This is a genomic window from Alteromonas sp. 4NH20-0056 (assembly GCF_057539655.1).
In genome coordinates, this window is sequence record NZ_BAAJLS010000009.1 from 20,304 (window position 1) to 42,491 (window position 22,188).

Sequence of the window (22,188 nt, forward strand, 5' to 3'; positions counted from 1 at the left end):
ACTATTCAAAGCTGTGTTCAGCACCAGGAAAAGCGCCGCTGCTAACATCATCAATATACTGCTTAACCGCTTTGCGCATATCACCGGTTTCAGTTAAGTAGTTTTTAGAAAACTTAGGCATGTAGTTCGCACTTATCCCGAACATATCATGCATCACTAAGATTTGACCGTCGGTATCTTTACCCGCACCAATGCCGATGACTGGTATGTTTAGGGCCTCGCTAATGGTTTTACCCAGTGAAGATGGTACGCATTCAAGTACCAACAGTTGCACGCCAGCTGCCTCTAATGCTTTCGCTTCGTCGATCAAGCGTTGGGCTTTATCTGCGTCTCTACCTTGCACTTTAAAGCCGCCAAAAACGTGGACAGACTGAGGGGTTAACCCCAAGTGGCCACATACAGGGACACCACGTTCATTAAGGCCTGTAATGGTGTCGCATAACCAGCTACCGCCTTCCATTTTGACCATGCTTGCGCCAGCTGCCATCAATTTTGCAGCGTTGGAATAGGTTTGTTCTGGTGTGGCATAAGACATAAAGGGCATGTCAGCAAGCACAAACGCACGGTTTGTTCCGCGTCGTACACTGCGAGTATGGTATGCAATATCATCAATTGTCACAGGTAGCGTATCGTCTTCACCTTGAAGTACCATGCCAAGTGAATCGCCAATCAATAGGGCGTCTATACCTTGCTCATCAAACATCTTCGCAAAGCTTGCATCATAGGCAGTCAACGACGTGATTTTTTCACCTGCTTGCTTCTTTTTCAGAAGACTCGATACGGTAACTTTCTTCATGATAGGGTCCAATATGTTGGTATTGAGTGGCGAACTATACGGATTTTGCTATTAATTGGAAGCAGATAGGCGTTTTAACCCATCCAGTGAACAGTTGGCAACCCAGTGGGATATCGGCTTGCCGTCTGGCATTATCATCATGGGCGCAATTTCAAAGAGTGGAACTAATACAAACTCACGTTCTGACATGCCGCAGTGAGGTACGATTAAGTCACTGGTATCAATGGTCTCGCTACCATAAAGTAATATGTCTAAGTCTAGCGTACGTGCTCCCCAGCGTTCGCCATCGCGAGTACGGCCATTGTCCTTTTCTATCTGTTGAAGTGCCGCTAATAGGGCGTGTGGCGATAGTTCGGTCTCAATAAGACATACAGCGTTAATGTAGTCTGGTTGATTTTGCGGGCCCATGGGTTTGCTGCAATACAACGATGAGACGTTAAGTACGCGAGTGTCTGCTAACGTTGACATAGCTTTACATGCGACGTTAATTTGCTGCTGCGACTCGCCTAAGTTGCTGCCAATACCAATATAAACGTGTTCTTTATGCATCAGAATCTCGCTTGGCTGGTCGACGCTTTCGTTTTTTAGGTTTTGGCGCCCCCGTTTCTGACTTACGTAGTGCGTTTAGCATACCCCGCTGTTTGGTCACATCGGCATGCTGAAACTGTGTCCACCACTGTGCAAGCGTCAGCAATTCTCCGCCTTCAATTTGGCCTCTTACCAAGAGGAAATCGTAACCTGCTCTAAATTTAGGGTGAGTAAGAAGCTGGAACGCACGTTTACCGAATCGTTTGGGTAAGCGTTGTTGTAGGATCCAGATATCACGAATGACGGTAGAAAAGCGCTTAGGGATCATGATCCGCTGCGTTTGGCGCGCAATAATTTCGCCCGATGCAAGATTAAAGGCGTCGTGCGCATTTAACCCTGATTCAGCTTGAAGCACCTGCGAGCGCTCCTCAAGAGGGTACCATAGCAACGCGGCATACAAGAACGCCGGTGTGACGCGTTGGTTGCTGTTAATTCTTTCATCAGTATTTTGCAGTACCTTACGAACGAACTGCATTTCTCTGCTGTTTTCATCTTGAAGAAATGGGGCCAACTGTGGAAAAAGTGGCTCAATTAAATCGTAATCCCTGAGCATCAGGAAGGTTGCTTCTCCCTTACCGGATAAAAACAATTTAAGGGTTTCTTCAAATAAGCGTGCGGGGGGAATATTGTTCAGTAAATTGGCAAGCTGCTTGATTGGAGCTGCCGTCTTTGCCTCGATACGCATAGACAGCTTGACGGCAAAACGCACTGCTCGCAGCATGCGCACTGGGTCCTCTCTAAAGCGCACCTCTGGGTCACCGATAAGCGCAACTTCTCGTTTTTCTATCGCTTGTAAGCCGTTCGCGAAATCTTTGACGGTGAAATCGGCGACACTGTAATACATGGCGTTAAAGGTGAAATCACGACGTTCAGCGTCTTCTTCAATAGAGCCAAATACGTTATCTCGCAGCAACTGCCCTTGCGCATCTTGTTTACCTAGTGCTTTTGCTTTTGGCGTGTTCTCATCTTGGTCTTCGGCGTGGTGTCCTCTAAAGGTGGCCACTTCAATAATTTCTCTGCCAAAAACGATATGCGCGAGCCTAAACCGACGGCCTATTAACCGGCAATTTTTAAACAGCCCTTTAATTTGTTCTGGTGTTGCATTGGTAACTACATCAAAATCTTTCGGCTCGTGTCCCATCAAAATATCGCGTACACAGCCCCCCACTAGATAAGACTCGAAGCCTGCACCATTTAAGCGATACATAACTTTAAGTGCGCTAGGGCTTATATCTTCGCGAGAAATGCCATGCTCACCGCGAGTCATAATTCGAGGAGCTAATGCTGTGCGTTCGCCACTTTCCTTTGAAAATGCGCGCTTAACAGAATTAAAAACACGATGAATGATGATGGTATCTCCAAGAACTATAAAGGGTCGCTATGATAAGTGGATTCGCTGCGATCGACAATAATTTCAGCAACATTAGGCACGACTTTTCTGTCCCAACGTTCAATTGCAGCGTTCAGTAAGGTATCTACCGTATCATAATCAGTGGAATTGATGTGCGAAAACCCAAGAAATGCGAGAGCGCGAGTGAGGTTCTCCATGGCGTTCTTATTGCAAATGGGGACAGCATGGTTCTGTTTACTTAGTTTTCTTCCTGGGGAAACGCTTGCCACAGGTACGTGGCAATACTGCGGTATGGATAGACCAAGGGCGTCATACACGCATAATTGCAAAGGCGTTACATCTAACAAGTCGTTACCACGCACAATGTGCGTTACACCTTGAAAGTCATCATCTAGCGCAACCACAAGGTTATACGCAAACAACCTATCTCGCCGCTTGATAATAATATCTTCTGCGAGAGAATATTCAGGTGTCACCTGTCCTTGTATACCATCTTCAAAAGAGGGGAGCGCAGTATTTAAGATTAACCGTATAGCCGCATCGTTGCGATAAGCGTGATTACCGCGGCATGTTCCTTGGTACCTGCCGCCCTTTGCCTTAATTTGCTTTCTGGTACATGTGCAGTAGTACGCTTTTTTATCCGCAATAAGGGAATTCAGCGTGTCTTGATATCGTTCGTGTTGCTGGGTTTGATACACAACAGAGCCATCCCAGCGTAAACCGTGAACGTCGAGCGTGTTTAGTATTGTTTTGTCAACGCCTGCAATACAGCGAGGTTCATCAATATCTTCCATTCTTACTAGCCACGAACCATTATGATGTCGAGCGTCTAAGTAACTAGCAAGCGCAGTAACAAGCGAACCGAAATGTAACTGACCTGAGGGTGACGGTGCGAAGCGACCGATATAAGGAGGGGAAGCGGGTTGTGTGGACATAGTGAATGGACTGAAAGTACAGGGCGCTATCGCGCTGTACTTTCAGTCTACTACTAAGGCGATTAGCCTTGTAGTTGCTTTTCTTTAATTTCAGCCATGGTTTTGCAATCGATACAAAGGTCCGCAGTAGGACGTGCTTCTAATCGACGAATACCAATCTCGATGCCACATTGATCGCAGAAGCCGAAATCATCTTCTTCTATACGCTTCAATGTTTTTTCTATTTTCTTGATAAGCTTGCGCTCGCGGTCGCGAGTTCGAAGTTCAAGGCTGAATTCTTCTTCTTGAGCAGCGCGATCTACTGGGTCGGGGAAGTTCGCAGCCTCGTCTTTCATATGCGTTACTGTGCGGTCAACTTCTTCACGAAGTTGGTTGCGCCACGCTTTTAACAACAGACGGAAGTGCTCCATCTGCGGTTCGCCCATGTATTCTTCGTCTGCTTTTGGCTGATACGGGGTTAAGCCCGCAAGCGCTAAAAGTCCGAGTGATTTTGTTTCTTTTCCTGTTGGCATCTGCCACATCTCCTACACTACGACATCCATCTTGTCCTGAATGAGTCGAATATCTATAACAGACTCGCCCGTTCCAAGCAATTTCTCGTGTCTATGTAATTATTATGCTGGTATACGATTTTTAACATCATCAGCACAAAGACCAGCTTACTTTTTTACGTGTTCTACTGGTAAAGCAAGGCGCAAATATGAAGCCGAATTAAAAAAAATCAACCCCTTTTTCACAATATTACAGGGAGTGACTGATTTAATTGAATTTTTTGTTCATCAATTGAACAGCCGTAAGCCAACACCTGAACGCCTTTGCGCTGCGCGTTCTTAAGTGCACGTGCGTAATTTGGATCAATATCCTCTGCAACCCTTACCGATTGTATACCGGTATGTTGTACACAAAATAGCAATGTGGTGTTAACGCCCGCCGTGGCAAGTGAGGCAAGTTCATCACAATGTTTCTGTCCGCGTGTTGTTACGGCATCTGGGAAATACCCTTTATTGCCACGCGCTAGCGTAACGGATTTAACTTCCATGTATTCCGTTCTCCCTCCTGTGACACAAGCAAAGTCAAAACGACTGGTACCTCCAGGGGGAGTAACTTCACCTTTCCACGTATCAATAGCGGAAAACGCGTCCATACCCTTGTTATTTAGTGCTTGTGCCACCAACTTATTAGCATTATGCGTATTAATACCGATAAAGTGACCTTCTTGGGTTTGCGCGAGTTCCCAAGTATAGGGCAGTTTACGTTTCGGATTATCCGATACCGACAAGTACGCGGTGAACCCCGGTTCAGCACAGCCTGTCATTGCCCCAGTATTCGGGCAGTGTGCGGTGACGATGTCGCCATTATCTAGTTCGACATCGGCTAAAAAACGCTTATAGCGTTTAATGAGTGTGCCGCGTATCAGAGGTGGAGAAAAAATCATATTGCGCAAAACTCCGTACTTTATTAATGAGTATTAGACTACTAAGCCAATGCGTTCGAAAATGAGTACCTAAGGGCCATTCACTTTCGACCCAATAATATTAAAAGGATACATGTAATGAGTGACTTTACCGTAAGCTTATCTCTCGATAAAGCAGACGCGTCGTGGGGCGAAGCCTCGCGCTTAAGTTTTACCGCATCGGGCGCTGTAATTCATTTACCCAATGAAGAGCTAAATGAAAAAACGATTCAGCAAGCTGCGCGTAAGTTAGATGGTTTAGCAATCCCATCTGTCACGCTTACAGGTGATTGGCATAAAGAACAGCAATGGGCATTTGCATTAAGCTTTACGCGTGCCCGCAAGCCGGCGGCTATTAACTGGGCCGATAACGATGATAAAGCCTGGTTAGAACAAGGCTACGCAGCCTTGCTCTTTACCCGTCAACTCGTGAATGACACTCCAGAAGACCTAAGCCCAGAAACGCTAGCACAGCGTGCCGCGGACTGGCTGACGTCTCTTGATGAACAAAACGTGTCCTATAACATGACGATAGGCGAAGATCTGTTAAAAGCAGGCTGGGTGGGCATTTATAATGTCGGTCGCGGCAGTGAAAGGCCGCCGGCCATGCTTGAGTTAGATTATAACCCTACTGGCGACAAAGATGCGCCAGTCGATGCTGTGCTTGTCGGAAAGGGGATTACCTTTGATAGTGGCGGCTACAGCATTAAATCAAGTGAGGGTATGCTTGATATGAAATGCGACATGGGCGGAGCGGCAACGGTAACCGGCGCGTTAGGTTTGGCTATCACGCAAGGGATTACTAAGCGTATTAAGCTGATTCTATGCTGTGCTGAAAACCTTATCAGCGGGCATGCTTACAAGCTTGGTGATGTGCTCACTTATAAAAATGGCGTAACGGTTGAAGTGGTAAATACTGATGCTGAAGGGCGTTTGGTGCTTGCAGACGGCCTGATGGCGGCCACAGAAACAGGGGCTCCGCTTATCTTAGACGCGGCTACCTTAACGGGAGCGGCTGGCGTTGCGTTAGGATCAGATTATCATGCCGTATTCTCATTAGATGATAATGCACGAGATAAAATGTTGAGTGCTGCGAAAAAAGAAAACGAACGTTTTTGGCCTCTTCCGCTAGAACCTTTCCATGCAGAGCGTTGCCCATCAGCGTTTGCTGATACTGCAAACAGCCGTCCTATGAAAGGCGGTGGTGGTGGCGGTGCATCAAATGCGGCTGGGTTCTTGTCTCGCTTTGTAAAGGCCGACGGGTGGGTGCATCTTGATTTAGCCGCTGCGTATCATGGTGGTGCCACAGCGGAAATGCCGGTAGGGGCAACGGCGAAAGGCATTCGCAGTATCGCTCGCTTATTACACGACTTTTAAATTAAACAAAGGTGATGCATCCGCATCACCTTTTTTAACTATTTTTTTTGCCCTGCTAGCGAATCGGTATACGGATTAAATTCCGCCTAACCGTTCAGCGAGCTGCTTATAACGTTCAACGTCGCCGTTATCAAACAATGGCTTACCATCTGAATCTTTTTCTTTTGCGATAAGCAAACTTTCACGCTCTAGGCGCTCTACACGTACTTCTTGTACATTAAGAAATGCTGCTACTTCTTTTACCGTCATTAAGCTCATTATTAGAATTCCACTTGTTTTATTTTATTTGTATTTTTATGTTCGGGTACCGAGACTTTATCATTACAACATAAAGTAGCAGAAATAAGGCATTATCCAAAAGTAGTAATCACCTTACCCCGACCTGATACTCGCTTATGCGGGCAAAATCTTATGCGTTTCACATAGCGGCACTGGTTCTGTTATTAAAGTTAAGCGTAAATTTCAATTTTTTCGAGGGCTTTTTTCACACTAATGTCGATAAGTGCATTAAAATCCTGCATTATCACGCTTTTTTAACGCATCACTTTTTTAACGAGGCATAAAAATGGATACTTGGTCCGCTGCGGTAATGCTGTTTTTGATCATGGACCCGCTCGGAAACCTGCCTGTTTTCATGTCGGTGCTAAAATCAATAGAGCCCCGTCGACGCCAAATCATTCTTGTTCGAGAGCTGTTGTTCGCATTGGGTATTTTGTTTATCTTTCTGTTTAGCGGTCAATCTGTTCTTAACTTCTTAAATGTAGAGCAGGAAACCGTGAGTATTGCTGGCGGTATTATTCTCTTTTTGATTGCACTGAAAATGATTTTTCCTTCATCAGGTAATCCGAGTGGTCTAGCTGTGGGTGAAGAGCCCTTCTTGGTACCACTAGCAATTCCGATGATAGCCGGGCCTTCGACGCTTGCCGCCCTTATTCTACTTGCTAATCAAAATCCAGAACGAATGACTGACTGGACGATGGCATTAGGCGCGGCATGGGGAGTGAGTGCGGTAATACTGCTTTTTTCAAATGTATTCCATAAATTGCTTGGAGAGCGTGGTTTAGTTGCCATGGAGCGATTAATGGGTATGATTTTAGTAATGATAGCCATTCAAATGTTGTTGGATGGCGTAACGCAATACTTCTTGCAAGCTACTGGAGCGCAATAATGACAACGCAAAAATTAAATACATTCGGCCGCGTGCGCGCTTTGGAAGGATGGAAAGCCGTTGCGTTTAGTGCAGCGTTGCTCGAGCGGATGTTACCCAATTATGCGTTATTTTGCGACGTGACCGAGTCAGACAATGCGCCCACGCTGCGCAATTGCCTAAACGCAATATGGGAATCGATTACGTCGCCGAAAAGTAAATTCAATATCGCTGTGCAGTTAGAAAAAGTTGAACTTGCGACACCGGACACTGCCGATTATGACTTTTTTGGTGTCTATCCTGCCATTGATGCGGCGATTGGTCTTGCCGGGTTATTGAATTTAATGGCGGGTGACGACCCTCAAGGGGCGGTAGTGGTAAGTAAGTTATCGCAAGGCAGCGTTGAAGCCTACCTACTTTCATCTGGTGAAGCGACCGAAGAAAATATAAAAGCGCATCCATTGATGGCGTTTGAAGTCACAATTCAAAATGCGTTACTTGATTGCGTAGAATCACACACCTATCCCGCAAAAGCGGTACAAGCGCTTAAAGAAATTGCGCTGGAAGAAGGTATGTCTAACATCGGATTAGAGCTAGATTAAGGTGAGTGCTAACTTACCTTAATTAGCTTGTATAATAAGGATTGGGTCTGTTTCTCTTTAATAACTAGCCAATTGTCGGGTAAGGGCGTTGTAGCCAGTTCTCGCTCGTGCTCCATGTAAACAAGGCTGCCCGAGGTGACAAGGTTGTGGTTGATGAGCGCGCTTATGGTTGGCGCGATAAGCCCTTTGTGAAAAGGCGGGTCGACAAATACGATATCAAACGTTTGGCCCGCAAGCCCCTGTAATTCGTTAAACGCATCGCCGCATTTCACGTTTGCATCGTTTACCGCAAGCGTTGAAATATTTTTCACGAGTTGCTGGGCATTCAATTTGTCTAATTCAATGAAAACGCACGACTGCGCATAGCGAGAGAGCGCTTCAAGCCCAAGCCCGCCAGAGCCTGCAAAAACATCTAAACATTGCGCATCTTGAACATCACCCATCAGCCAATTAAACAACGTTTCTTTGTTTCGGTCGGTGGTGGGTCTTAAGCCCTCCGCATCTAATACCGGTAACTTTCGTCCGCGCCATTTTCCGCCAATAATGCGAATTTGGCCCGTCGGGCTCGATTTCTTAGCGAAAGTAGACTTTTTTGATTGTGAAGATGCCCTGTTGGGGCGAGAAACTCGCTTCATAGTAGCTGACAGTGGTATCATGCGTTTAAACAATTGGTTGGCAAGTGTAGCCGAATTTGCTCAGAATTTATAAGGATTTGTCCTAACAATGTCGAAACTTTTTGGCTGGTTCAGCAAGAACAAAAAAGCAGAGAAACAAAAAGAACAGCAAGCGCAAGAACAGGCGGTTGCACAAACGGATATTAAAGCCGATAACATTGTTGATAGCGCAGATAGCGTTGAAGAACATATTGAGCCAGTGCAGGAAGTATCTGTTGCTCCCCCAGGCGAAGCGACGCCAGACGGGAATGCTGCTATTCACTCTAGCGTCGTAGACAGTGTGAATGACCGTACGGGCGATGTTACAGAACAGCCATTAGATTTTTCTTCTGATGAAAAAGTCGACGCCGAGGCTTTAGATCCATTACCACAGCGTGAACCTCAGGCGAGCAATGCGTTACCTACTGAGGTAATTGAAGACGCCGTCGATGCTACTTCACCTACAGAAACGGTGGAGCAGGCTGAGGTTGCCGAAAATAACGACATTCAACAGGTTGCTGGCTTTGAAAGTGGGGTAGAAGCAGAAGTCATCGCTGAAGAGGCGGTGGCCGAGCGAATTGATACAGACACCGATGCTAACGCAATAGCTAACGACGTAGTGGCAGAGCCTGAAAAGCAGGAAGAAGCCTCAACGCCTCAAGAGAAAAAGTCGTTATTCTCACGCCTTAAAGAAAGCTTGTCGCGAACCAAAGCTAATCTGGGTAGTGGTATCGTCAGCCTGTTTAAAGGTAAAGCGATTGACGACGAACTTTATGAAGACCTTGAAACACAGCTGTTGGTAGCCGATGTTGGCATGGATACCACGCAAAAAATTATTAACCATCTTACCGATAGCGCTTCTAGGAAAGATTTGAAAGACGCAGAGGCACTGTTAGACATTTTGAAGCAGCAGTTATCGGGGATGCTTGATAAAGTGAATGCGCCGCTTCCAGAGGCTATGCAGTCACACAATGCGCAAGAAGGCCCCTTTGTCATCTTAATGGTTGGCGTAAACGGGGTAGGTAAAACAACGACAATTGGTAAGCTTGCCAAACAGTTTCAGCAACAAGGCAAAAAAGTGATGTTGGCGGCGGGGGATACGTTCCGAGCCGCTGCCGTTGAGCAGCTTCAAGTTTGGGGTGAGCGTAACAACATTCCAGTTATTGCACAGCATACCGGTTCAGACAGTGCATCGGTACTATATGATGCCCTTGAAGCCGCCAAATCTCGCCATTGCGATGTGTTAATTGCCGACACCGCGGGTCGTCTGCAAAACAAAAGCAACTTGATGGAAGAGCTAAAGAAAGTCGTAAGAGTAATGAAAAAGCTTAACCCCAATGCACCTCATGAAGTTATGCTGACATTAGATGCGGGTACAGGGCAAAACGCGGTCAGCCAAGCTAAGCTTTTCAATGAAGCCGTTGGGCTTACGGGCATTACGCTGACCAAGCTTGATGGAACGGCGAAAGGTGGGGTTATCTTCTCTATCGCCGATCAATTTGGTATACCTATTAGATACATTGGTGTAGGTGAAGGTATTGATGATCTTCGCCAGTTCGATGGCCAAGAGTTCATCGATGCGCTGTTCAGTGAAATGGATACGCCAGAGCGGTAGTCCACCTTAGTTTAGGGAAAATGCATGATCAAGTTTGAGCAGGTAAGCAAAACCTACCCAGGAGGTCAACGCGCGCTTAGCAAAGTTGATTTTCATATAGCGCCGGGTGAAATGGCTTTTTTGACTGGCCATTCTGGAGCTGGGAAAAGTACCTTACTTAAACTGATCAGTATTATGGAGCGGCCTACCGTGGGTCGCGTACTAATAAATGGGCACGACTTAAATACAATTACGCGGCGTGACATTGCTTATATTCGTCGTGATATAGGCATGATTTTTCAAAGTCATCAGTTACTTATGGATAAAACCGTGTTCGATAATGTGGCGTTGCCGCTTGTAATTGAAGGGTTTACACATAAAGAAATAAAAAAACGTGTCGATGCGGCGCTGGAAATGGTCGGATTAAGAGATAAAAGTCGCTGTCTACCCATCACCTTATCAGGCGGTGAGCAACAGCGTGTGGGTATTTCTCGCGCCGTCGTAAATAAGCCTCCTTTGTTACTTGCCGACGAGCCTACTGGTAACCTAGATCCTAAACTCTCAATGGAAATTATCCGTTTATTTGAAGATTTTAATCAAGCTGGCGTTTCAGTACTTATCGCGACCCATGACTTAGGCCTTATCGCAAGAATGCGTTACCGTACGCTTACGTTAAAGAATGGCCAGATGATCACCGACGGCCTTGCCGACAATATAGAGGGCTTTTAAGCATGAGTATTCTGTTTAATGGGCGTTCGCAGGGTGCTGCATCAGCAAAAGTAGGCCTGGTTCAGGCTATCATCATGTTTTTCGTGAGTCATATAAGACAAGCGTTGTCGAGCCTAGGTGAGCTATGGCGTCAGCCACTCGCATCACTGATGACCATTGGTGTGTTGGGGCTAAGTATTACCTTACCTAGTACATTGTATATCATGGTCAAAAATACCGAAAAGATTACCGCTGGCTGGGAACAAGCCTCGGAAATATCATTGTTTTTGAAATCGGACCTAAATGCCGCTAGCGCTCAGCAATTGGTAGCTCGACTCAATACGTGGAAAGAAATCGACACCGTAGTATTTATTCCGGCAGACGATGCACTTCAAGAGTTTCAGCAGTTATCGGGTTTAGGCGATGCCATAGCCTATCTCGAGCGAAACCCACTTCCTGATGTGGTATTGGTCACCCCAAACGAGAAATATGCATCACCAAGCGCTGCACAGGGCCTGCTAAATAAGTTAACGCAACAGCGTGAAGTGGATATTGGTAAACTCGATATCGAATGGCTTGAGCGCCTTTACGCCGTAATAAGTATTGCGAGCGATTTGGTTACACTCATTGGCCTTTTGCTGTTTGTTGCGGTAGTACTGATTATTGGAAACACCATCCGCTTAAATATTCTTAACAAGCATGATGAAATTGTCATTATGAAGCTGGTGGGGGCCACCGACGCATTTATTCATCGGCCGTTTTTGTACACGGGGTTCTGGTATGGCTTGTTAGGCGGGCTTATCGCGTGGTTCGCCGTTATTATTATCCTTTGGTGGATGGACAGCAGTATTTCTCACTTTGCTGCACTTTACCAAAAGGAGTTTAATATTACTGGGCTTACCGGAAGCGCATTGCTAACCATGTTGGGGTTATCAGTTTTACTTGGTTTACTGGGCTCACTTATTTCAGTACAGCGTCATGTGCGCCAGATAGAGCCGAAATAACCCGGTAATGGCGCATGTATTCCTTTATGAACTGCTACGCGGTAGCGGTGGGGTAGTGGCTTGAAATCGCGCTTCGTACGCCGTTACCCCATACAATCGCTTGGTTATACAGCGTATGTAAATGCTTCTGCTCGATATTGAGCATTTTAGATTGCTTAACGACGTTCATCCACAGTGCGCTTTCAAATGCACGAACCAACGTCATGTAATTAACAAATTCAGGGTTTTTGCCAAGTAGGGCGTCGTTCACGGTATCTGACAAAGGAAGTTGTTTAACAATATCCTGCATCGATTGGTTAAGTAACCCCTCTAGTAGTGAGAACAAACCTACTAAAAACCCTACAGGCGGGTCGGTTCGCATGCCACGTTTTTCAGATAGCAAATCAAAAAACTTCGCCCTTACCAATGACATATGAATAATTTCAAGTGGCTTGTCGTCACCTAAATTCGTCAAGCTTAACAATGCGATAAACTTTTTAATTTCAACCTCGCCCATATAATTAATGGCGTGTTTCAAGGAAGTGATTTTATAGCGCTTGTTAATGGTTGGGTTATTGATAAATTTAAGGACTAAGAAACTTAACGCTGCATCTCTCTCGATAATCTGGGTGATACGGTTAATGTCGAAGTCAGTTTTGCTGCTCTCGCCCATTAAGTCGACGATATTCATCTTCGAGGCAGGCAGCTCACGTGAGATACGTATTTCGGGTTGCGAAAAGAAATAGCCTTGGAAGAAATCAAAGCCTAAATCTTTACAGACAGAAAAATTCTCATGAGTATCAACTTGCTCTGCAACCAGTTTTACATCTGCATCAAGGTATCGAGGAATGTGTTTTTCAATATTCTCGAAGCGAGCTTTTGACACGTCAACTTTTACAATATCGATAAGAGGAAATATATCGTGTTTGGCGCTAAGCAACATAGGGTCGTCTATCGCTAAACGAAAGCCTAATTGTTTGATGTGCTGACAGGCTTCAAGCAAGCCGCTTTGATCAAAAGGGTTATCAGCAAGTTCAACCACGACAGAGTCGGGGTTTAATGTCGTGGGAAAACGAGAGATTAACGTGTCTGACGAAAAATTGATAAAAGACGTTTTTTCTCCGCTGATGTCGTCTAGACCGAGCGGAAGAAAATGTTCTGCAATCAATTTTGTTTTTTCTGGCTCGTGTTCAGGGTATGCGCCCCCCTTGCCATCTCTAAACAAGAGTTCGTAGGCAAATACACTTTTTTCTTTATCTAATATTGGTTGGCGAGCGATAAACGCAAACATACATTTTCCCTGACGACGTCGCCGATGTTTTTTTATCGGTGCTTATTATTCTTTCAGTCTACGCCATATAATGCGGTTGCGACAAGCGATTCGCTCTACAAGGAGCACTTTTCACACTTTTGTTTAACGTCATGGTTCCAGTAAACAGATGCAACGCACTTCAATAACCTTATGACTAGGGCTTATTCCGGTTTAGTCGACGTGGTTACACTTTGCATGTGCCCGGCCCATTTAATGGCTTGGTTATAGTATTCATGCAGCGTAGTTTGTCTAACGTTGTATTTAGCTGCAAAACGCTTGATGCCACCCCAGTTTGCCCGCTCAAAATACTTCGCTACGGTTAAACTGTCTTTTAATAACCCAGGTTGGCCACACAACGCCTTTTTTACATCTTCACTAATCGGCACTTTGCTGACTAATTCTTCGATGTTTTGCTCCATCATGGCATCAAGTAGCGACAGCAGCCCAGTGAGAAACCCCGTTAATGGGTTCTCCCCTGATTTGTTAGAAAGAAATACATACTCACAAAATTTAGCGCGCACCAGTGCCATATGCATCAGTTCGTTGGGTTGGCCATCGCTTAAATTCGCTAGCGCCAGTAATGAAATGAACTTCTTCACTTCCACTTCACCCATAAATGTTAATGCATGCTTCAGTGAGGTGATTTTGTTGCGCTTGTTAATGAGGGGGTTGTTAATAAAACGAAGAAGCAGATACGTCAGCGATGGGTCGCGCTCAATAATACGATTCACTTCGTCGAAATTAAGCTTGGGCTGGCTACTTAACGTAAGTAGTTCCATCATGGTTAAGCTACTCGGCCCTAATTTTCTATGGCGAACAATTTCCGGTTTCGCTAAAAAATACCCTTGGAAATAATCAAAGCCCATGCCTTTGAACTTACGAAACTCTTCATACGTTTCTATTCTCTCCGCAACCAATTTGATTTTATGTTCGTGGAAGCGTTCAATTATTGCTGGGATTTTTTCATGGGGAATTTCAGTGGTATCTATCTTAACCACGCTGGTGAATGGAATAAAGGCATCCCATTTACCATGCATATCGTAATCATCAAGTGCAATAGGGTATCCCAACCCTCTTATATGTTTGCACGCAGCAACAAGGGCGTCATCCACATCTACCGTTTCGACTACCTCAATAACGACTTTGCTTGCATCAAGTGATGTAGGAAAACGGAACATAAGTGTGTCGCGGTGGAAATTAATGAAGGCTTTTTTATCACCGGTAATTTCTTCAATCCCTAGGCTCAAGTGAGTCGAGGTTAAAATTTTTGATGTTGCTTCATCGGGGGGAATATCAGGAAAACAATTCTCTTCGCCTGAGCGAAACAAAAGCTCGTACGCATACACCGAGCGTTCGGCGTCAAAAATAGGTTGTCTTGCGATATAAGCAAACATGGGTGGCCTCTTGCTCTTTCGCGCTATTGCGCGTTGTTATTATAATTTTGCAGAGCGCTAGCGAGTAACTACTGCCGGTATATAAGGTAAATCTCATTGTATGTAAAAAATCGATGCAATCAATCGAAACTTTACGATATCGTCATTTTGCAGAGTCTGTATGATAAATATTCTCAATTGGCCAGTGCTGCGATTGATGTCGGTTGTGTGCGACAAGCGTTAATACACTGGCGGTATTCTCTCGTATACTCGTTTATCATTAACGCCGAAAAAGTTGTATCGCGTACAAACGTGCAGTAGACATAACTTGAACTTTTTTTTACATTAATGGTCTTGATATATGTGAGTATGTCCCCATACCCACTAATCGAAGAAGTTTTATTACCGTAACTGGGTCTCGAACAGCTTCTTGAGTTTTGGTATACTGAAGCTGTATTTAATGAGGTGAAAAATGAGCAACAATTTGCAAACCATGGCTTTATCAGCGCTGCACAGCGGTAGCATCGAAGGCTACGTTCAAGCTGTCAGTAGTATTGATATGTTGAGCGCTGAAGAAGAGCGCGCGTTAGCTGTGCGTCTTCGCGAAGATGAGGATTTAGAGGCTGCTCGTAAGCTTGTAATGTCGCATCTACGTTTTGTTGTGCACATTGCGAAATCATATTCTGGTTACGGCCTACCGCAAGCTGATCTTATCCAAGAGGGTAATATTGGTTTAATGAAAGCGGTTAAACGTTTTGATCCGACCGTCGGCGTGCGTTTGGTATCGTTTGCTGTGCATTGGATAAAAGCAGAGATACACGAGTTTGTATTGAAGAACTGGCGCATTGTTAAAGTGGCGACCACGAAAGCGCAGCGCAAACTGTTCTTTAATCTTCGTAAAGCAAAAAAACGTCTGGGCTGGTTTACTCATGATGAGGTGCAAACCGTAGCGTCTGCGCTCGGGGTAAGCACGAAAGAAGTGCTTCAAATGGAAGCGCGTATGAGCAGTCAAGACCAAGCGTTTGATTTAAGTGCTGATGAAGATGAAACAGGTAATTTTGCGCCTGTCCAGTTTTTAGAAGACAAGTCTGCTGATGTAGAAACAGACGTCATCAATAGCGATTGGGATGCGAATGCTAGCAAACGTCTTTATTCTGCACTGAAAACACTTGATGAACGAAGCCAAGATATTATTGAAACTCGCTGGTTAGCAGACAATAAGATTACGCTTCAAGACTTAGCAGATAAATATGAAGTGTCAGCAGAGCGTGTTCGTCAAATCGAAAAGAACGCAATGAAAAAGCTACAAGCTGCAATGGTAGCTTAATACTTTTGCTGTCAAAAAAAGCGCCTATTTGGCGCTTTTTTTATGTCTAGAATTAGTGCATTTTACTTGTTAGCTATCGGCAGTAGGTAACACCCAAAACACGCCTTTAAACTCGGCGACAGCAGCGTCGCCGTCTAAGATATCTACGTTCAAATCAAACCGTGCTTTTTTACCCTTTTCTAACGGCGTAAATTTGCCTGATAACGTTTCAATATTGCTAATGGCACGTGGTTTCATCGTAATCGGTTTATGGTAATGAATGTCACCATCACCCAATACGATATCACCCATCAACCCCCGCTCTTTTAATTGCAGAAAAATCATTCCCCAACCTGTCAGTGTGGCTAAAGAAAAAATGCTGCCGGCGAACATCGTACCATGCACATTAATATTCTTGTTCAACGAGGCTCTTGTTTCTAGTGTACGACCAGTATATTGATACAGTTTTATACCCATATGTTCTGTAATGGGTATGGTCTCTGTCCACGTCTTCTGAAGCGCTTTACACCATTTAGGATGAAGTACTAACGTGTTATTTTCGTCTAGCTTTTTAACCATCTGCTGACGCTTGAGCAAGCCTAACTCATTTGGAGCCTCTCTTTCGATCACGAACCCGCATGCGGTGAAAAAAGAGATAGAAATTTCACGGCTATTGGTGACTGCCCTTACTGCGCCAAGGTCTTTAGCCACATTTTCTAATGCCGCCAGGATCATTTGGCCCAACCCTTTCCGATGGTGGATAGGGTCGACCGCAATATGTCTTATTTGCGCTTCTTCGGCGGTATTTAAGTGCACGCGCCCGCATGCAACAATCTTGTTGTCACGGTCTACAATGGCACGATGCTCTGCCACTAGCTCATATTCGTCTTTTTCTGAACCTACCGGGAAGTTCCAAGGTTGTCGCAGATGAGCCCAACGAAATTGGAAATATTCATCGAATTCCTTGTCGCTTTTTGGCGTTATCACTTTATACACAATAACTCGATCCTTAAATGTTAGCAGGAACCTTTATGTTCTCTTAGCTGCATTATACCTGAAACTGAAAGGTGACGGGGCCATCGTTGATTAACGCAACATTCATGTCGGCGCCAAATTCACCCGTGGCCACCTTAATTCCTTTGCTTTTAAGAGACGCCACAAACAATGCATACATGTTTTTACCGTGTTCTGGAGACGCGCCTTTCGAAAAACCAGGCCTATTCCCTTTCTGTGTATCTGCCACCAACGTGAACTGAGATACAACCAGTATTTCGCCACCGATTTGCCGAATGTTAAGGTTCATCTTCCCGTCTTCATCAGAAAACATTCGGTAGTTACATAGCTTAGTAGTAAGTTTTTCTATCTCGGCTTCAGAGTCATTTTTTTCAACGCCTAATAGCACCAACATACCTTGGTTAATTTCACCGATAATCTGATTATCAACGCTAACATTAGCTTGTGATACACGTTGAACAAGTCCTATCATGTGCGGTTTTCCTGAATAAACTTTGCCATATCTCGCGTGGCACTACACAGTGCATACCCAATGCTAGGCTCTGAGGTACTATGCCCTGCATCAGGAATAATCTGTAGTTGACTGCTAGGCCATGCTTTATGAAGGGTTTCTGCCGCTTCCGTTTTACAAATCATATCGTAGCGGCCGTGAATAATAGTGCCTGGAATATCACTAATTTTGGCGATGTTTTCAAGAATATAATTGTCATCGATAAAGCATTTGTTAATAAGGTAATGGCATTCAAGTTTGGCTAGACTGGTTACTAGCGAAAGGGGGTATTGTGTGAGGGTATCGCCAATACCAGGCGGTAATACAAGTCGAGATAATCGCTCTTCCCATTGATACCAACGCTTCAATGCAGCGTGACGCATAACCTCGTTTGAATTTGCAAATATGTCATTAAAATACGCACACACGGCCTTACTGGTCAACGGCGCAGGGATGCCGTGGGTAAACTTTCTGTAATGCTCAGGGTAAAGCTGGGCAGCACCGCCTGATTCAGACAAAAACCAGTCTCGGTCTTGCTCTCTCGCCAAAAATGTTCCTCGTAAGATGAGGCCAGACACGTGCTGAGGGTGCGTAATGGCATAGAGCAATGCTAGCGTTGCGCCCCATGAACCGCCAAATTGTAGCCATTTATCGATATTTAGGTGTTCTCTTAACGTTTCAATGTCGTTAACGCTGTCCCATGATGTATTGTTCTTAAGGCTTGCGAATGGCGAAGAGCGCCCACACCCACGTTGTTCAAACGCAACGATACGGTAGCGATTATTATCGAAAAAGCAGGTGTAGTTTGGTGGCAGTCCGGCGCCAGGTCCGCCATGAATGAAAAGTACAGGGATCCCATCAGGATTCCCACTTTGCTCATAGTAAAGTGAGTGCCCGTGTTCTACCTCGATAAATCCTTTCGTGTAGCAGGTAACTTCAGGATAAAGTCGTTTCATTTTGTTTCTGCGCGTTGTGCGTGTAACCGTTTTAGTTTAGTTTAACGTTATATAACGAAAAACTATGTGTTGACGTCTGAGGTACTCATCGTCATTCATATTGTTATTTTTAATACATAACCATATTTTGTTAATAATTGCGAGGATGTTTCTATGGCAGGGCAAGGATCGGGCGGTAATGTAATAGCGGCCATTTGTAACTTTTTTATTCCAGGCTTGGGGCATTTGGTTCAAGGGCGAATTCTGGGCGCGTTATTTTACTTCATCGTTGTGGGTGTCTGTTACACATTGGCGGCAACAGTGGTATTGGCTATCGTATTTTGGCCTCTAGGCGTAATATTTCATCTTATTTGTATTATTAGTGCGGCCAGATTCAAAGGGAATCAATCATTATGAAACTTATTGTTTCGATACTTGCCAGCCTGCTTTTACTCTCCGGTTGTCAGTCAGCGTATTACGCCGCATGGGAAAAAGTGGGTGTTGAAAAGCGTGATATCTTAGTAGACCGGGTTGAGAATGCCAAAGAGTCACAAGAGGACGCCCAAGAGCAGTTTAGCTCAGCACTAGAAGCCTTTGGCGCTGTGGTAGCATTTGACGGCGGTGAGCTAGAAGATGTGTACGACACACTTAATGGGCAGTATGAAGACAGCGTAATGGCGGCAGAAAACGTGACCGCGCGAATCAACAAAGTTGAAAGCGTTGCTGAAGCGTTGTTTGACGAGTGGAGCGAAGAGCTAGAGAAATATCAAAATGCCTCGCTTAAAAGAGACAGTGCTGCGAAGCTTCGTGAAACTCAGCGTCGTTACGCGTCTTTAATGAAAGCGATGCGTAAAGCCGAAAGTAAAATGTCTCCGGTATTAAGTGCGCTTCAAGATAATGTCCTTTACCTAAAGCATAACCTCAATGCTAGTGCGATTGGTGCGCTGCAAGGTGAACTTTCAACTATCGAAAATAACGTGTCGCAATTAATTCAGCAAATGAACTCTGCAATTGCAGAATCAGATGCGTTCATTGCGTCAATGAAGAACTAGTTTTGTCTTAAACTGAAAAGGGCGTAAGTAATGTTACGCCCTTTTTTTATGCCTCTGGCACCTTTCTAGGTACGTCTTCAGCTTTCCTGTTTTCAAAAGCTTCGCCCAAACTACAGGTGAATTCAGCGCCAAATAACACAATTATCCACGATAAATAAACCCATAAAAACAAAATAGGCACCACGGCTAGCGCACCATAAATCAGTTCATATGAAGGGAAATTCGTCACATAAAGCGCAAAACCAGATTTTGTCATCTCAAAAGCAATGGTGGCGACAATAGCACCGCTAATAGCATGGCGTACATACACCCGCCTATTCGGTACTACCAAGTATAAAATAGCGAACGCAATCATGGCAGCACCACTGGGTACTAAGCTTAGTAATAGTGTCCCTAACCCAGGTGTATATTCCTCTGTAAACGCGGCTAGGCCGGTTAAATACGAGCTTACAATAACGCTTGAACCAATTAGTAGCGGGCCCAACGTGATCACCATCCAATAAATAGCAAAGGTATAAACGATGGGGCGATTACTCTCGGTGCGCCATATTCTATTAAGCGTTTTATCCACATTAGATATCAGCATTAATGCCACAACCAATAGTGATAAAATACCAATCGCGCTCATTTGTGAGGCATTCCCCACAAAGTCGGTCATATATTGGTGCACCACATCACTTGCGGTAGGAACGAAGTTATTAAACACAAAGTGCTCTAATTTACTTCTTACCTCAGCGAAAGCAGGAAACGCAGACATAATGGTGAACGTCACCATGATAAACGGTACAAGAGATAACAAGGTTACATAAGCAAGATGGCCTGCAGATATCGTAATGTTATCTTTTTTGCATCTGGCAATGAAAATACGAAACAACTCTTTAAGTTGCGGTGTAATGTTGTGGTAAACGGTGGTTACCCTGTCAAAGTTCACGCGTTGACTCCTGAAAATACGTATAGTTAGCTTACACCCGAGGCTAAATGGTATACGTCATAGGTAATAGGAGCAAAGGGTTTAGCGAATTAATCTGTTTCTATGCATGTGCCTCGGAATGAATACCGAGGCACGATGTAGGGCACTGATTATTTAGCGTCGGCGCGTACGCCTAACATATGGCATATCGCATAGCTTAACTCACTGCGATTAAGGGTATAAAAATGAAAATGCTTAACGCCTTCTTTCGCAAGTACTTTGACTTGGTCCATCGCAATATTCGCACCAATAAGGTTTCGTGTTGCCTGATCATCATCGGCTAATCCATCAAACATTTTGTGCAGGAAACCAGGAACATGAACATTGGTAAAGCCAGCAAATTTCACTAACGTTTGGTAGTTAGTGACAGGCAGTATGCCCGGCACGATATCTAAATCAATACCTGCTGCCGCAGCTCTATCGCGAAAGCGCAAAAATACACTGGTATCAAAAAAGAACTGCGTAATCGCTTCACTCGCTCCCGCTTCAGCTTTGCGTTTAAGATTAAGCAAATCAAATTGCGCATTAGGAGCTTCAGGGTGTTTTTCCGGGTAGGCCGCTACAGAAATGTCAAAGTCAGCGACATCTTTAAGCAATGCCACTAGGTCAGAGGCATACATTTCTGTCTCTTTAACACCTTGTGGCAGGTCACCACGCAACGCCACGATCCTGCGTATACCAGAGTCCCAGTAATCTTTCGCAATTTGCTTAAGCTCGTCACGAGAGGCATCTACACAGGTAAGGTGTGGTACTGCGGCTACACCAGTTTGCTGTTGAATACGCTTGACCACATCATGGGTACGGTCACGTTCACCACTGTTAGCGCCATAGGTTACCGACATATAGCTAGGTTTAAGCGGAGCAAGGCGCTCAACCGACTTCCACAAGGTTTGCTCCATTTTTTCAGTTTTAGGTGGAAAAAACTCAAATGAAACATCAATATCCCTTAGTTCCGATAAGGATTGGTTTAATGCATCGATACCTTGCGCGTAAGACACCATGATATATTCTCTGTAATGGACGTTTAGACGTCTAAACTAAATAATATATGTCTAGACGTCAAGAGGTTTACACTGCTCAATTGACCTTTTCGTTAACTTGTTTAGAATTTCCCTTCATAACATAAATAAAAGCAAACAGAGTTAGTACAATGGCAGAATGGAATGGTAAGTATATTCACCCCTATGCAGAGCACGGTAAGAAGAGTGAGCAGGTAAAGAAAGTTACCGTTTCAATTCCTATCAATGTATTGAAAGCCTTAACTGATGAAAGAACGCGTCGTCAGATAAATAATTTGCGTCATGCAACGAATTCAGAGTTACTGTGCGAAGCATTTCTTCATGCTTTCACTGGGCAACCTTTACCGAACGATGAAGATTTACGTAAAGATAACGCCAACCGAATACCAGCAGAAGCGCGTCGAATCATGGAAGAAATGGGAATTGATATTTCTGTGGAAAATGAGCAGGAAGAGTAAACGTAACTCTAGATTATGTGTAACCAATAAAAAAGCGGCGCTAGGCCGCTTTTTTAGTTTTGCTGTAAAGAC

The 22,188-nt window shown here is 44.6% G+C and carries 25 protein-coding genes; 10 read left to right on the top strand and 15 right to left on the bottom strand.

Features of this window, described 5'->3' with window-relative positions:
* Position 1: 1 nt before the first annotated feature.
* The 6 genes from panB to sfsA all read right to left on the bottom strand — a co-directional run bounded on the left by panB (position 2) and on the right by sfsA (position 5,105).
* A complete protein-coding gene (panB, locus tag AC27EZ_RS14430; protein ID WP_487135994.1) occupies positions 2-796 on the bottom strand; it encodes a 3-methyl-2-oxobutanoate hydroxymethyltransferase in 795 nt (264 codons plus the stop codon).
* 51 nt (positions 797-847) lie between these two features.
* Positions 848-1,345: a 2-amino-4-hydroxy-6-hydroxymethyldihydropteridine diphosphokinase gene (gene folK, locus AC27EZ_RS14435; RefSeq protein ID WP_487135995.1), complete on the bottom strand. Its 498-nt coding sequence runs from the start codon at positions 1,343-1,345 to the stop codon at positions 848-850.
* The gene (gene pcnB / locus AC27EZ_RS14440) at positions 1,338-2,651 is read right to left on the bottom strand and encodes a polynucleotide adenylyltransferase PcnB (protein ID WP_487135996.1); all 1,314 of its coding nucleotides are present in this window, start codon (positions 2,649-2,651) and stop codon (positions 1,338-1,340) included. Before pcnB ends, folK begins: the two co-directional genes overlap by 8 nt.
* A gap of 98 nt (positions 2,652-2,749) precedes the next feature.
* Positions 2,750-3,670 carry a tRNA glutamyl-Q(34) synthetase GluQRS gene (gene gluQRS, locus AC27EZ_RS14445; RefSeq protein WP_487135997.1) on the bottom strand — a complete coding sequence of 307 codons (921 nt, stop codon included), beginning with the start codon at positions 3,668-3,670 and terminating at the stop codon, positions 2,750-2,752.
* A 62-nt stretch (positions 3,671-3,732) separates the two neighbouring features.
* Positions 3,733-4,182, bottom strand: a complete 450-nt coding sequence (gene dksA, locus AC27EZ_RS14450; protein WP_421132675.1) for an RNA polymerase-binding protein DksA — start codon at positions 4,180-4,182, stop codon at positions 3,733-3,735.
* A 221-nt stretch (positions 4,183-4,403) separates the two neighbouring features.
* Positions 4,404-5,105: a DNA/RNA nuclease SfsA gene (gene sfsA / locus AC27EZ_RS14455; RefSeq protein WP_487135998.1), complete on the bottom strand. Its 702-nt coding sequence runs from the start codon at positions 5,103-5,105 to the stop codon at positions 4,404-4,406.
* A gap of 117 nt (positions 5,106-5,222) precedes the next feature.
* Here sfsA and pepB point away from each other — a divergent pair, with 117 nt between their 5' ends.
* On the top strand, positions 5,223-6,500 hold the full coding sequence (pepB, locus tag AC27EZ_RS14460) for an aminopeptidase PepB (protein ID WP_487135999.1): 1,278 nt from the start codon (positions 5,223-5,225) through the stop codon (positions 6,498-6,500).
* A gap of 75 nt (positions 6,501-6,575) precedes the next feature.
* Here the strand turns inward: pepB and AC27EZ_RS14465 are convergent, their stop codons facing one another.
* Positions 6,576-6,758 (bottom strand): helix-turn-helix domain-containing protein, encoded by a 183-nt coding sequence (locus AC27EZ_RS14465; protein ID WP_487136000.1) that lies wholly within the window; start codon positions 6,756-6,758, stop codon positions 6,576-6,578.
* 307 nt (positions 6,759-7,065) lie between these two features.
* Between AC27EZ_RS14465 and AC27EZ_RS14470 the strand changes: the two genes are divergently transcribed.
* Both AC27EZ_RS14470 and AC27EZ_RS14475 read left to right on the top strand, forming a co-directional pair.
* Positions 7,066-7,668, top strand: coding sequence for a YhgN family NAAT transporter (locus AC27EZ_RS14470; protein WP_421132671.1), 603 nt, complete (start codon positions 7,066-7,068; stop codon positions 7,666-7,668).
* Entirely contained in the window at positions 7,668-8,249 is a 582-nt protein-coding gene (locus AC27EZ_RS14475; protein WP_487136001.1) for a YjaG family protein, read from the top strand. The genes AC27EZ_RS14470 and AC27EZ_RS14475 overlap by 1 nt, the downstream gene beginning before the upstream one ends.
* Positions 8,250-8,257: 8 nt before the next feature.
* On the opposite strand, the gene rsmD is transcribed toward AC27EZ_RS14475, so the two are convergent.
* Complete coding sequence (gene rsmD / locus AC27EZ_RS14480; protein ID WP_487136002.1) at positions 8,258-8,905, bottom strand: 16S rRNA (guanine(966)-N(2))-methyltransferase RsmD; 648 nt, start codon at positions 8,903-8,905, stop codon at positions 8,258-8,260.
* A 67-nt stretch (positions 8,906-8,972) separates the two neighbouring features.
* On the opposite strand from rsmD, the gene ftsY reads away from it, so the two are divergent.
* Genes ftsY through ftsX form a run of 3 tightly spaced genes read left to right on the top strand, consistent with a single transcriptional unit; the run spans position 8,973 to position 12,208 of the window.
* Positions 8,973-10,517: a signal recognition particle-docking protein FtsY gene (gene ftsY, locus AC27EZ_RS14485; protein WP_487136003.1), complete on the top strand. Its 1,545-nt coding sequence runs from the start codon at positions 8,973-8,975 to the stop codon at positions 10,515-10,517.
* A 24-nt stretch (positions 10,518-10,541) separates the two neighbouring features.
* Entirely contained in the window at positions 10,542-11,225 is a 684-nt protein-coding gene (gene ftsE, locus AC27EZ_RS14490) for a cell division ATP-binding protein FtsE (RefSeq protein ID WP_487136004.1), read from the top strand.
* A gap of 2 nt (positions 11,226-11,227) precedes the next feature.
* The gene (gene ftsX, locus AC27EZ_RS14495; protein ID WP_487136005.1) at positions 11,228-12,208 is read left to right on the top strand and encodes a permease-like cell division protein FtsX; all 981 of its coding nucleotides are present in this window, start codon (positions 11,228-11,230) and stop codon (positions 12,206-12,208) included.
* Positions 12,209-12,242: 34 nt separating this feature from the next.
* On the opposite strand, the gene AC27EZ_RS14500 is transcribed toward ftsX, so the two are convergent.
* On the bottom strand, positions 12,243-13,478 hold the full coding sequence (locus tag AC27EZ_RS14500; RefSeq protein WP_487136006.1) for an EAL and HDOD domain-containing protein: 1,236 nt from the start codon (positions 13,476-13,478) through the stop codon (positions 12,243-12,245).
* Between the two features lie 182 nt (positions 13,479-13,660).
* Positions 13,661-14,893: an EAL and HDOD domain-containing protein gene (locus tag AC27EZ_RS14505; RefSeq protein ID WP_487136007.1), complete on the bottom strand. Its 1,233-nt coding sequence runs from the start codon at positions 14,891-14,893 to the stop codon at positions 13,661-13,663.
* Positions 14,894-15,344: 451 nt separating this feature from the next.
* Here AC27EZ_RS14505 and rpoH point away from each other — a divergent pair, with 451 nt between their 5' ends.
* The gene (gene rpoH / locus AC27EZ_RS14510; protein WP_487136008.1) at positions 15,345-16,199 is read left to right on the top strand and encodes an RNA polymerase sigma factor RpoH; all 855 of its coding nucleotides are present in this window, start codon (positions 15,345-15,347) and stop codon (positions 16,197-16,199) included.
* Positions 16,200-16,268: 69 nt separating this feature from the next.
* Here rpoH and AC27EZ_RS14515 read toward each other — a convergent pair whose 3' ends face one another.
* The 3 genes from AC27EZ_RS14515 to pip are packed head-to-tail and all read right to left on the bottom strand — an operon-like array spanning position 16,269 to position 18,638.
* Positions 16,269-17,174, bottom strand: a complete 906-nt coding sequence (locus AC27EZ_RS14515) for a bifunctional GNAT family N-acetyltransferase/hotdog fold thioesterase (protein ID WP_487136009.1) — start codon at positions 17,172-17,174, stop codon at positions 16,269-16,271.
* Between the two features lie 52 nt (positions 17,175-17,226).
* Complete coding sequence (dtd, locus tag AC27EZ_RS14520; RefSeq protein WP_487136010.1) at positions 17,227-17,664, bottom strand: D-aminoacyl-tRNA deacylase; 438 nt, start codon at positions 17,662-17,664, stop codon at positions 17,227-17,229.
* Positions 17,661-18,638 (bottom strand): prolyl aminopeptidase, encoded by a 978-nt coding sequence (gene pip, locus AC27EZ_RS14525; protein WP_487136011.1) that lies wholly within the window; start codon positions 18,636-18,638, stop codon positions 17,661-17,663. Before pip ends, dtd begins: the two co-directional genes overlap by 4 nt.
* A gap of 153 nt (positions 18,639-18,791) precedes the next feature.
* Here pip and AC27EZ_RS14530 point away from each other — a divergent pair, with 153 nt between their 5' ends.
* Together AC27EZ_RS14530 and AC27EZ_RS14535 are read left to right on the top strand one after the other, a co-directional pair.
* Positions 18,792-19,034: a hypothetical protein gene (locus tag AC27EZ_RS14530; RefSeq protein WP_487136012.1), complete on the top strand. Its 243-nt coding sequence runs from the start codon at positions 18,792-18,794 to the stop codon at positions 19,032-19,034.
* On the top strand, positions 19,031-19,669 hold the full coding sequence (locus AC27EZ_RS14535; protein WP_487136013.1) for a DUF2959 domain-containing protein: 639 nt from the start codon (positions 19,031-19,033) through the stop codon (positions 19,667-19,669). The genes AC27EZ_RS14530 and AC27EZ_RS14535 overlap by 4 nt, the downstream gene beginning before the upstream one ends.
* A 46-nt stretch (positions 19,670-19,715) precedes the next feature.
* Here AC27EZ_RS14535 and AC27EZ_RS14540 read toward each other — a convergent pair whose 3' ends face one another.
* Both AC27EZ_RS14540 and metF read right to left on the bottom strand, forming a co-directional pair.
* Positions 19,716-20,600: a virulence factor BrkB family protein gene (locus tag AC27EZ_RS14540; protein ID WP_487136014.1), complete on the bottom strand. Its 885-nt coding sequence runs from the start codon at positions 20,598-20,600 to the stop codon at positions 19,716-19,718.
* A gap of 149 nt (positions 20,601-20,749) precedes the next feature.
* On the bottom strand, positions 20,750-21,640 hold the full coding sequence (gene metF / locus AC27EZ_RS14545) for a methylenetetrahydrofolate reductase (protein WP_487136015.1): 891 nt from the start codon (positions 21,638-21,640) through the stop codon (positions 20,750-20,752).
* A gap of 149 nt (positions 21,641-21,789) precedes the next feature.
* On the opposite strand from metF, the gene metJ reads away from it, so the two are divergent.
* Positions 21,790-22,116 carry a met regulon transcriptional regulator MetJ gene (gene metJ, locus AC27EZ_RS14550; RefSeq protein ID WP_487136016.1) on the top strand — a complete coding sequence of 109 codons (327 nt, stop codon included), beginning with the start codon at positions 21,790-21,792 and terminating at the stop codon, positions 22,114-22,116.
* The last annotated feature ends 72 nt before the right edge of the window (positions 22,117-22,188 follow it).

What these genes read in the sequence shown, in the direction of transcription:
- AC27EZ_RS14465 (WP_487136000.1), bottom strand. Translation starts at nt 6,758, where the DNA reads ATGAGCTTAATGACGGTAAAAGAAGTAGCAGCATTTCTTAATGTACAA.
- AC27EZ_RS14530 (WP_487136012.1), top strand. Translation starts at nt 18,792, where the DNA reads ATGGCAGGGCAAGGATCGGGCGGTAATGTAATAGCGGCCATTTGTAAC.
- folK (WP_487135995.1), bottom strand. Translation starts at nt 1,345, where the DNA reads ATGCATAAAGAACACGTTTATATTGGTATTGGCAGCAACTTAGGCGAG.
- gluQRS (WP_487135997.1), bottom strand. Translation starts at nt 3,670, where the DNA reads ATGTCCACACAACCCGCTTCCCCTCCTTATATCGGTCGCTTCGCACCG.
- panB (WP_487135994.1), bottom strand. Translation starts at nt 796, where the DNA reads ATGAAGAAAGTTACCGTATCGAGTCTTCTGAAAAAGAAGCAAGCAGGT.
- ftsY (WP_487136003.1), top strand. Translation starts at nt 8,973, where the DNA reads ATGTCGAAACTTTTTGGCTGGTTCAGCAAGAACAAAAAAGCAGAGAAA.
- pip (WP_487136011.1), bottom strand. Translation starts at nt 18,638, where the DNA reads ATGAAACGACTTTATCCTGAAGTTACCTGCTACACGAAAGGATTTATC.
- pcnB (WP_487135996.1), bottom strand. Translation starts at nt 2,651, where the DNA reads ATGACTCGCGGTGAGCATGGCATTTCTCGCGAAGATATAAGCCCTAGC.
- metF (WP_487136015.1), bottom strand. Translation starts at nt 21,640, where the DNA reads ATGGTGTCTTACGCGCAAGGTATCGATGCATTAAACCAATCCTTATCG.
- rpoH (WP_487136008.1), top strand. Translation starts at nt 15,345, where the DNA reads ATGAGCAACAATTTGCAAACCATGGCTTTATCAGCGCTGCACAGCGGT.
- pepB (WP_487135999.1), top strand. Translation starts at nt 5,223, where the DNA reads ATGAGTGACTTTACCGTAAGCTTATCTCTCGATAAAGCAGACGCGTCG.
- AC27EZ_RS14505 (WP_487136007.1), bottom strand. Translation starts at nt 14,893, where the DNA reads ATGTTTGCTTATATCGCAAGACAACCTATTTTTGACGCCGAACGCTCG.
- ftsE (WP_487136004.1), top strand. Translation starts at nt 10,542, where the DNA reads ATGATCAAGTTTGAGCAGGTAAGCAAAACCTACCCAGGAGGTCAACGC.
- sfsA (WP_487135998.1), bottom strand. Translation starts at nt 5,105, where the DNA reads ATGATTTTTTCTCCACCTCTGATACGCGGCACACTCATTAAACGCTAT.
- dtd (WP_487136010.1), bottom strand. Translation starts at nt 17,664, where the DNA reads ATGATAGGACTTGTTCAACGTGTATCACAAGCTAATGTTAGCGTTGAT.
- metJ (WP_487136016.1), top strand. Translation starts at nt 21,790, where the DNA reads ATGGCAGAATGGAATGGTAAGTATATTCACCCCTATGCAGAGCACGGT.
- AC27EZ_RS14500 (WP_487136006.1), bottom strand. Translation starts at nt 13,478, where the DNA reads ATGTTTGCGTTTATCGCTCGCCAACCAATATTAGATAAAGAAAAAAGT.
- dksA (WP_421132675.1), bottom strand. Translation starts at nt 4,182, where the DNA reads ATGCCAACAGGAAAAGAAACAAAATCACTCGGACTTTTAGCGCTTGCG.
- ftsX (WP_487136005.1), top strand. Translation starts at nt 11,228, where the DNA reads ATGAGTATTCTGTTTAATGGGCGTTCGCAGGGTGCTGCATCAGCAAAA.
- AC27EZ_RS14475 (WP_487136001.1), top strand. Translation starts at nt 7,668, where the DNA reads ATGACAACGCAAAAATTAAATACATTCGGCCGCGTGCGCGCTTTGGAA.
- rsmD (WP_487136002.1), bottom strand. Translation starts at nt 8,905, where the DNA reads ATGATACCACTGTCAGCTACTATGAAGCGAGTTTCTCGCCCCAACAGG.
- AC27EZ_RS14470 (WP_421132671.1), top strand. Translation starts at nt 7,066, where the DNA reads ATGGATACTTGGTCCGCTGCGGTAATGCTGTTTTTGATCATGGACCCG.
- AC27EZ_RS14535 (WP_487136013.1), top strand. Translation starts at nt 19,031, where the DNA reads ATGAAACTTATTGTTTCGATACTTGCCAGCCTGCTTTTACTCTCCGGT.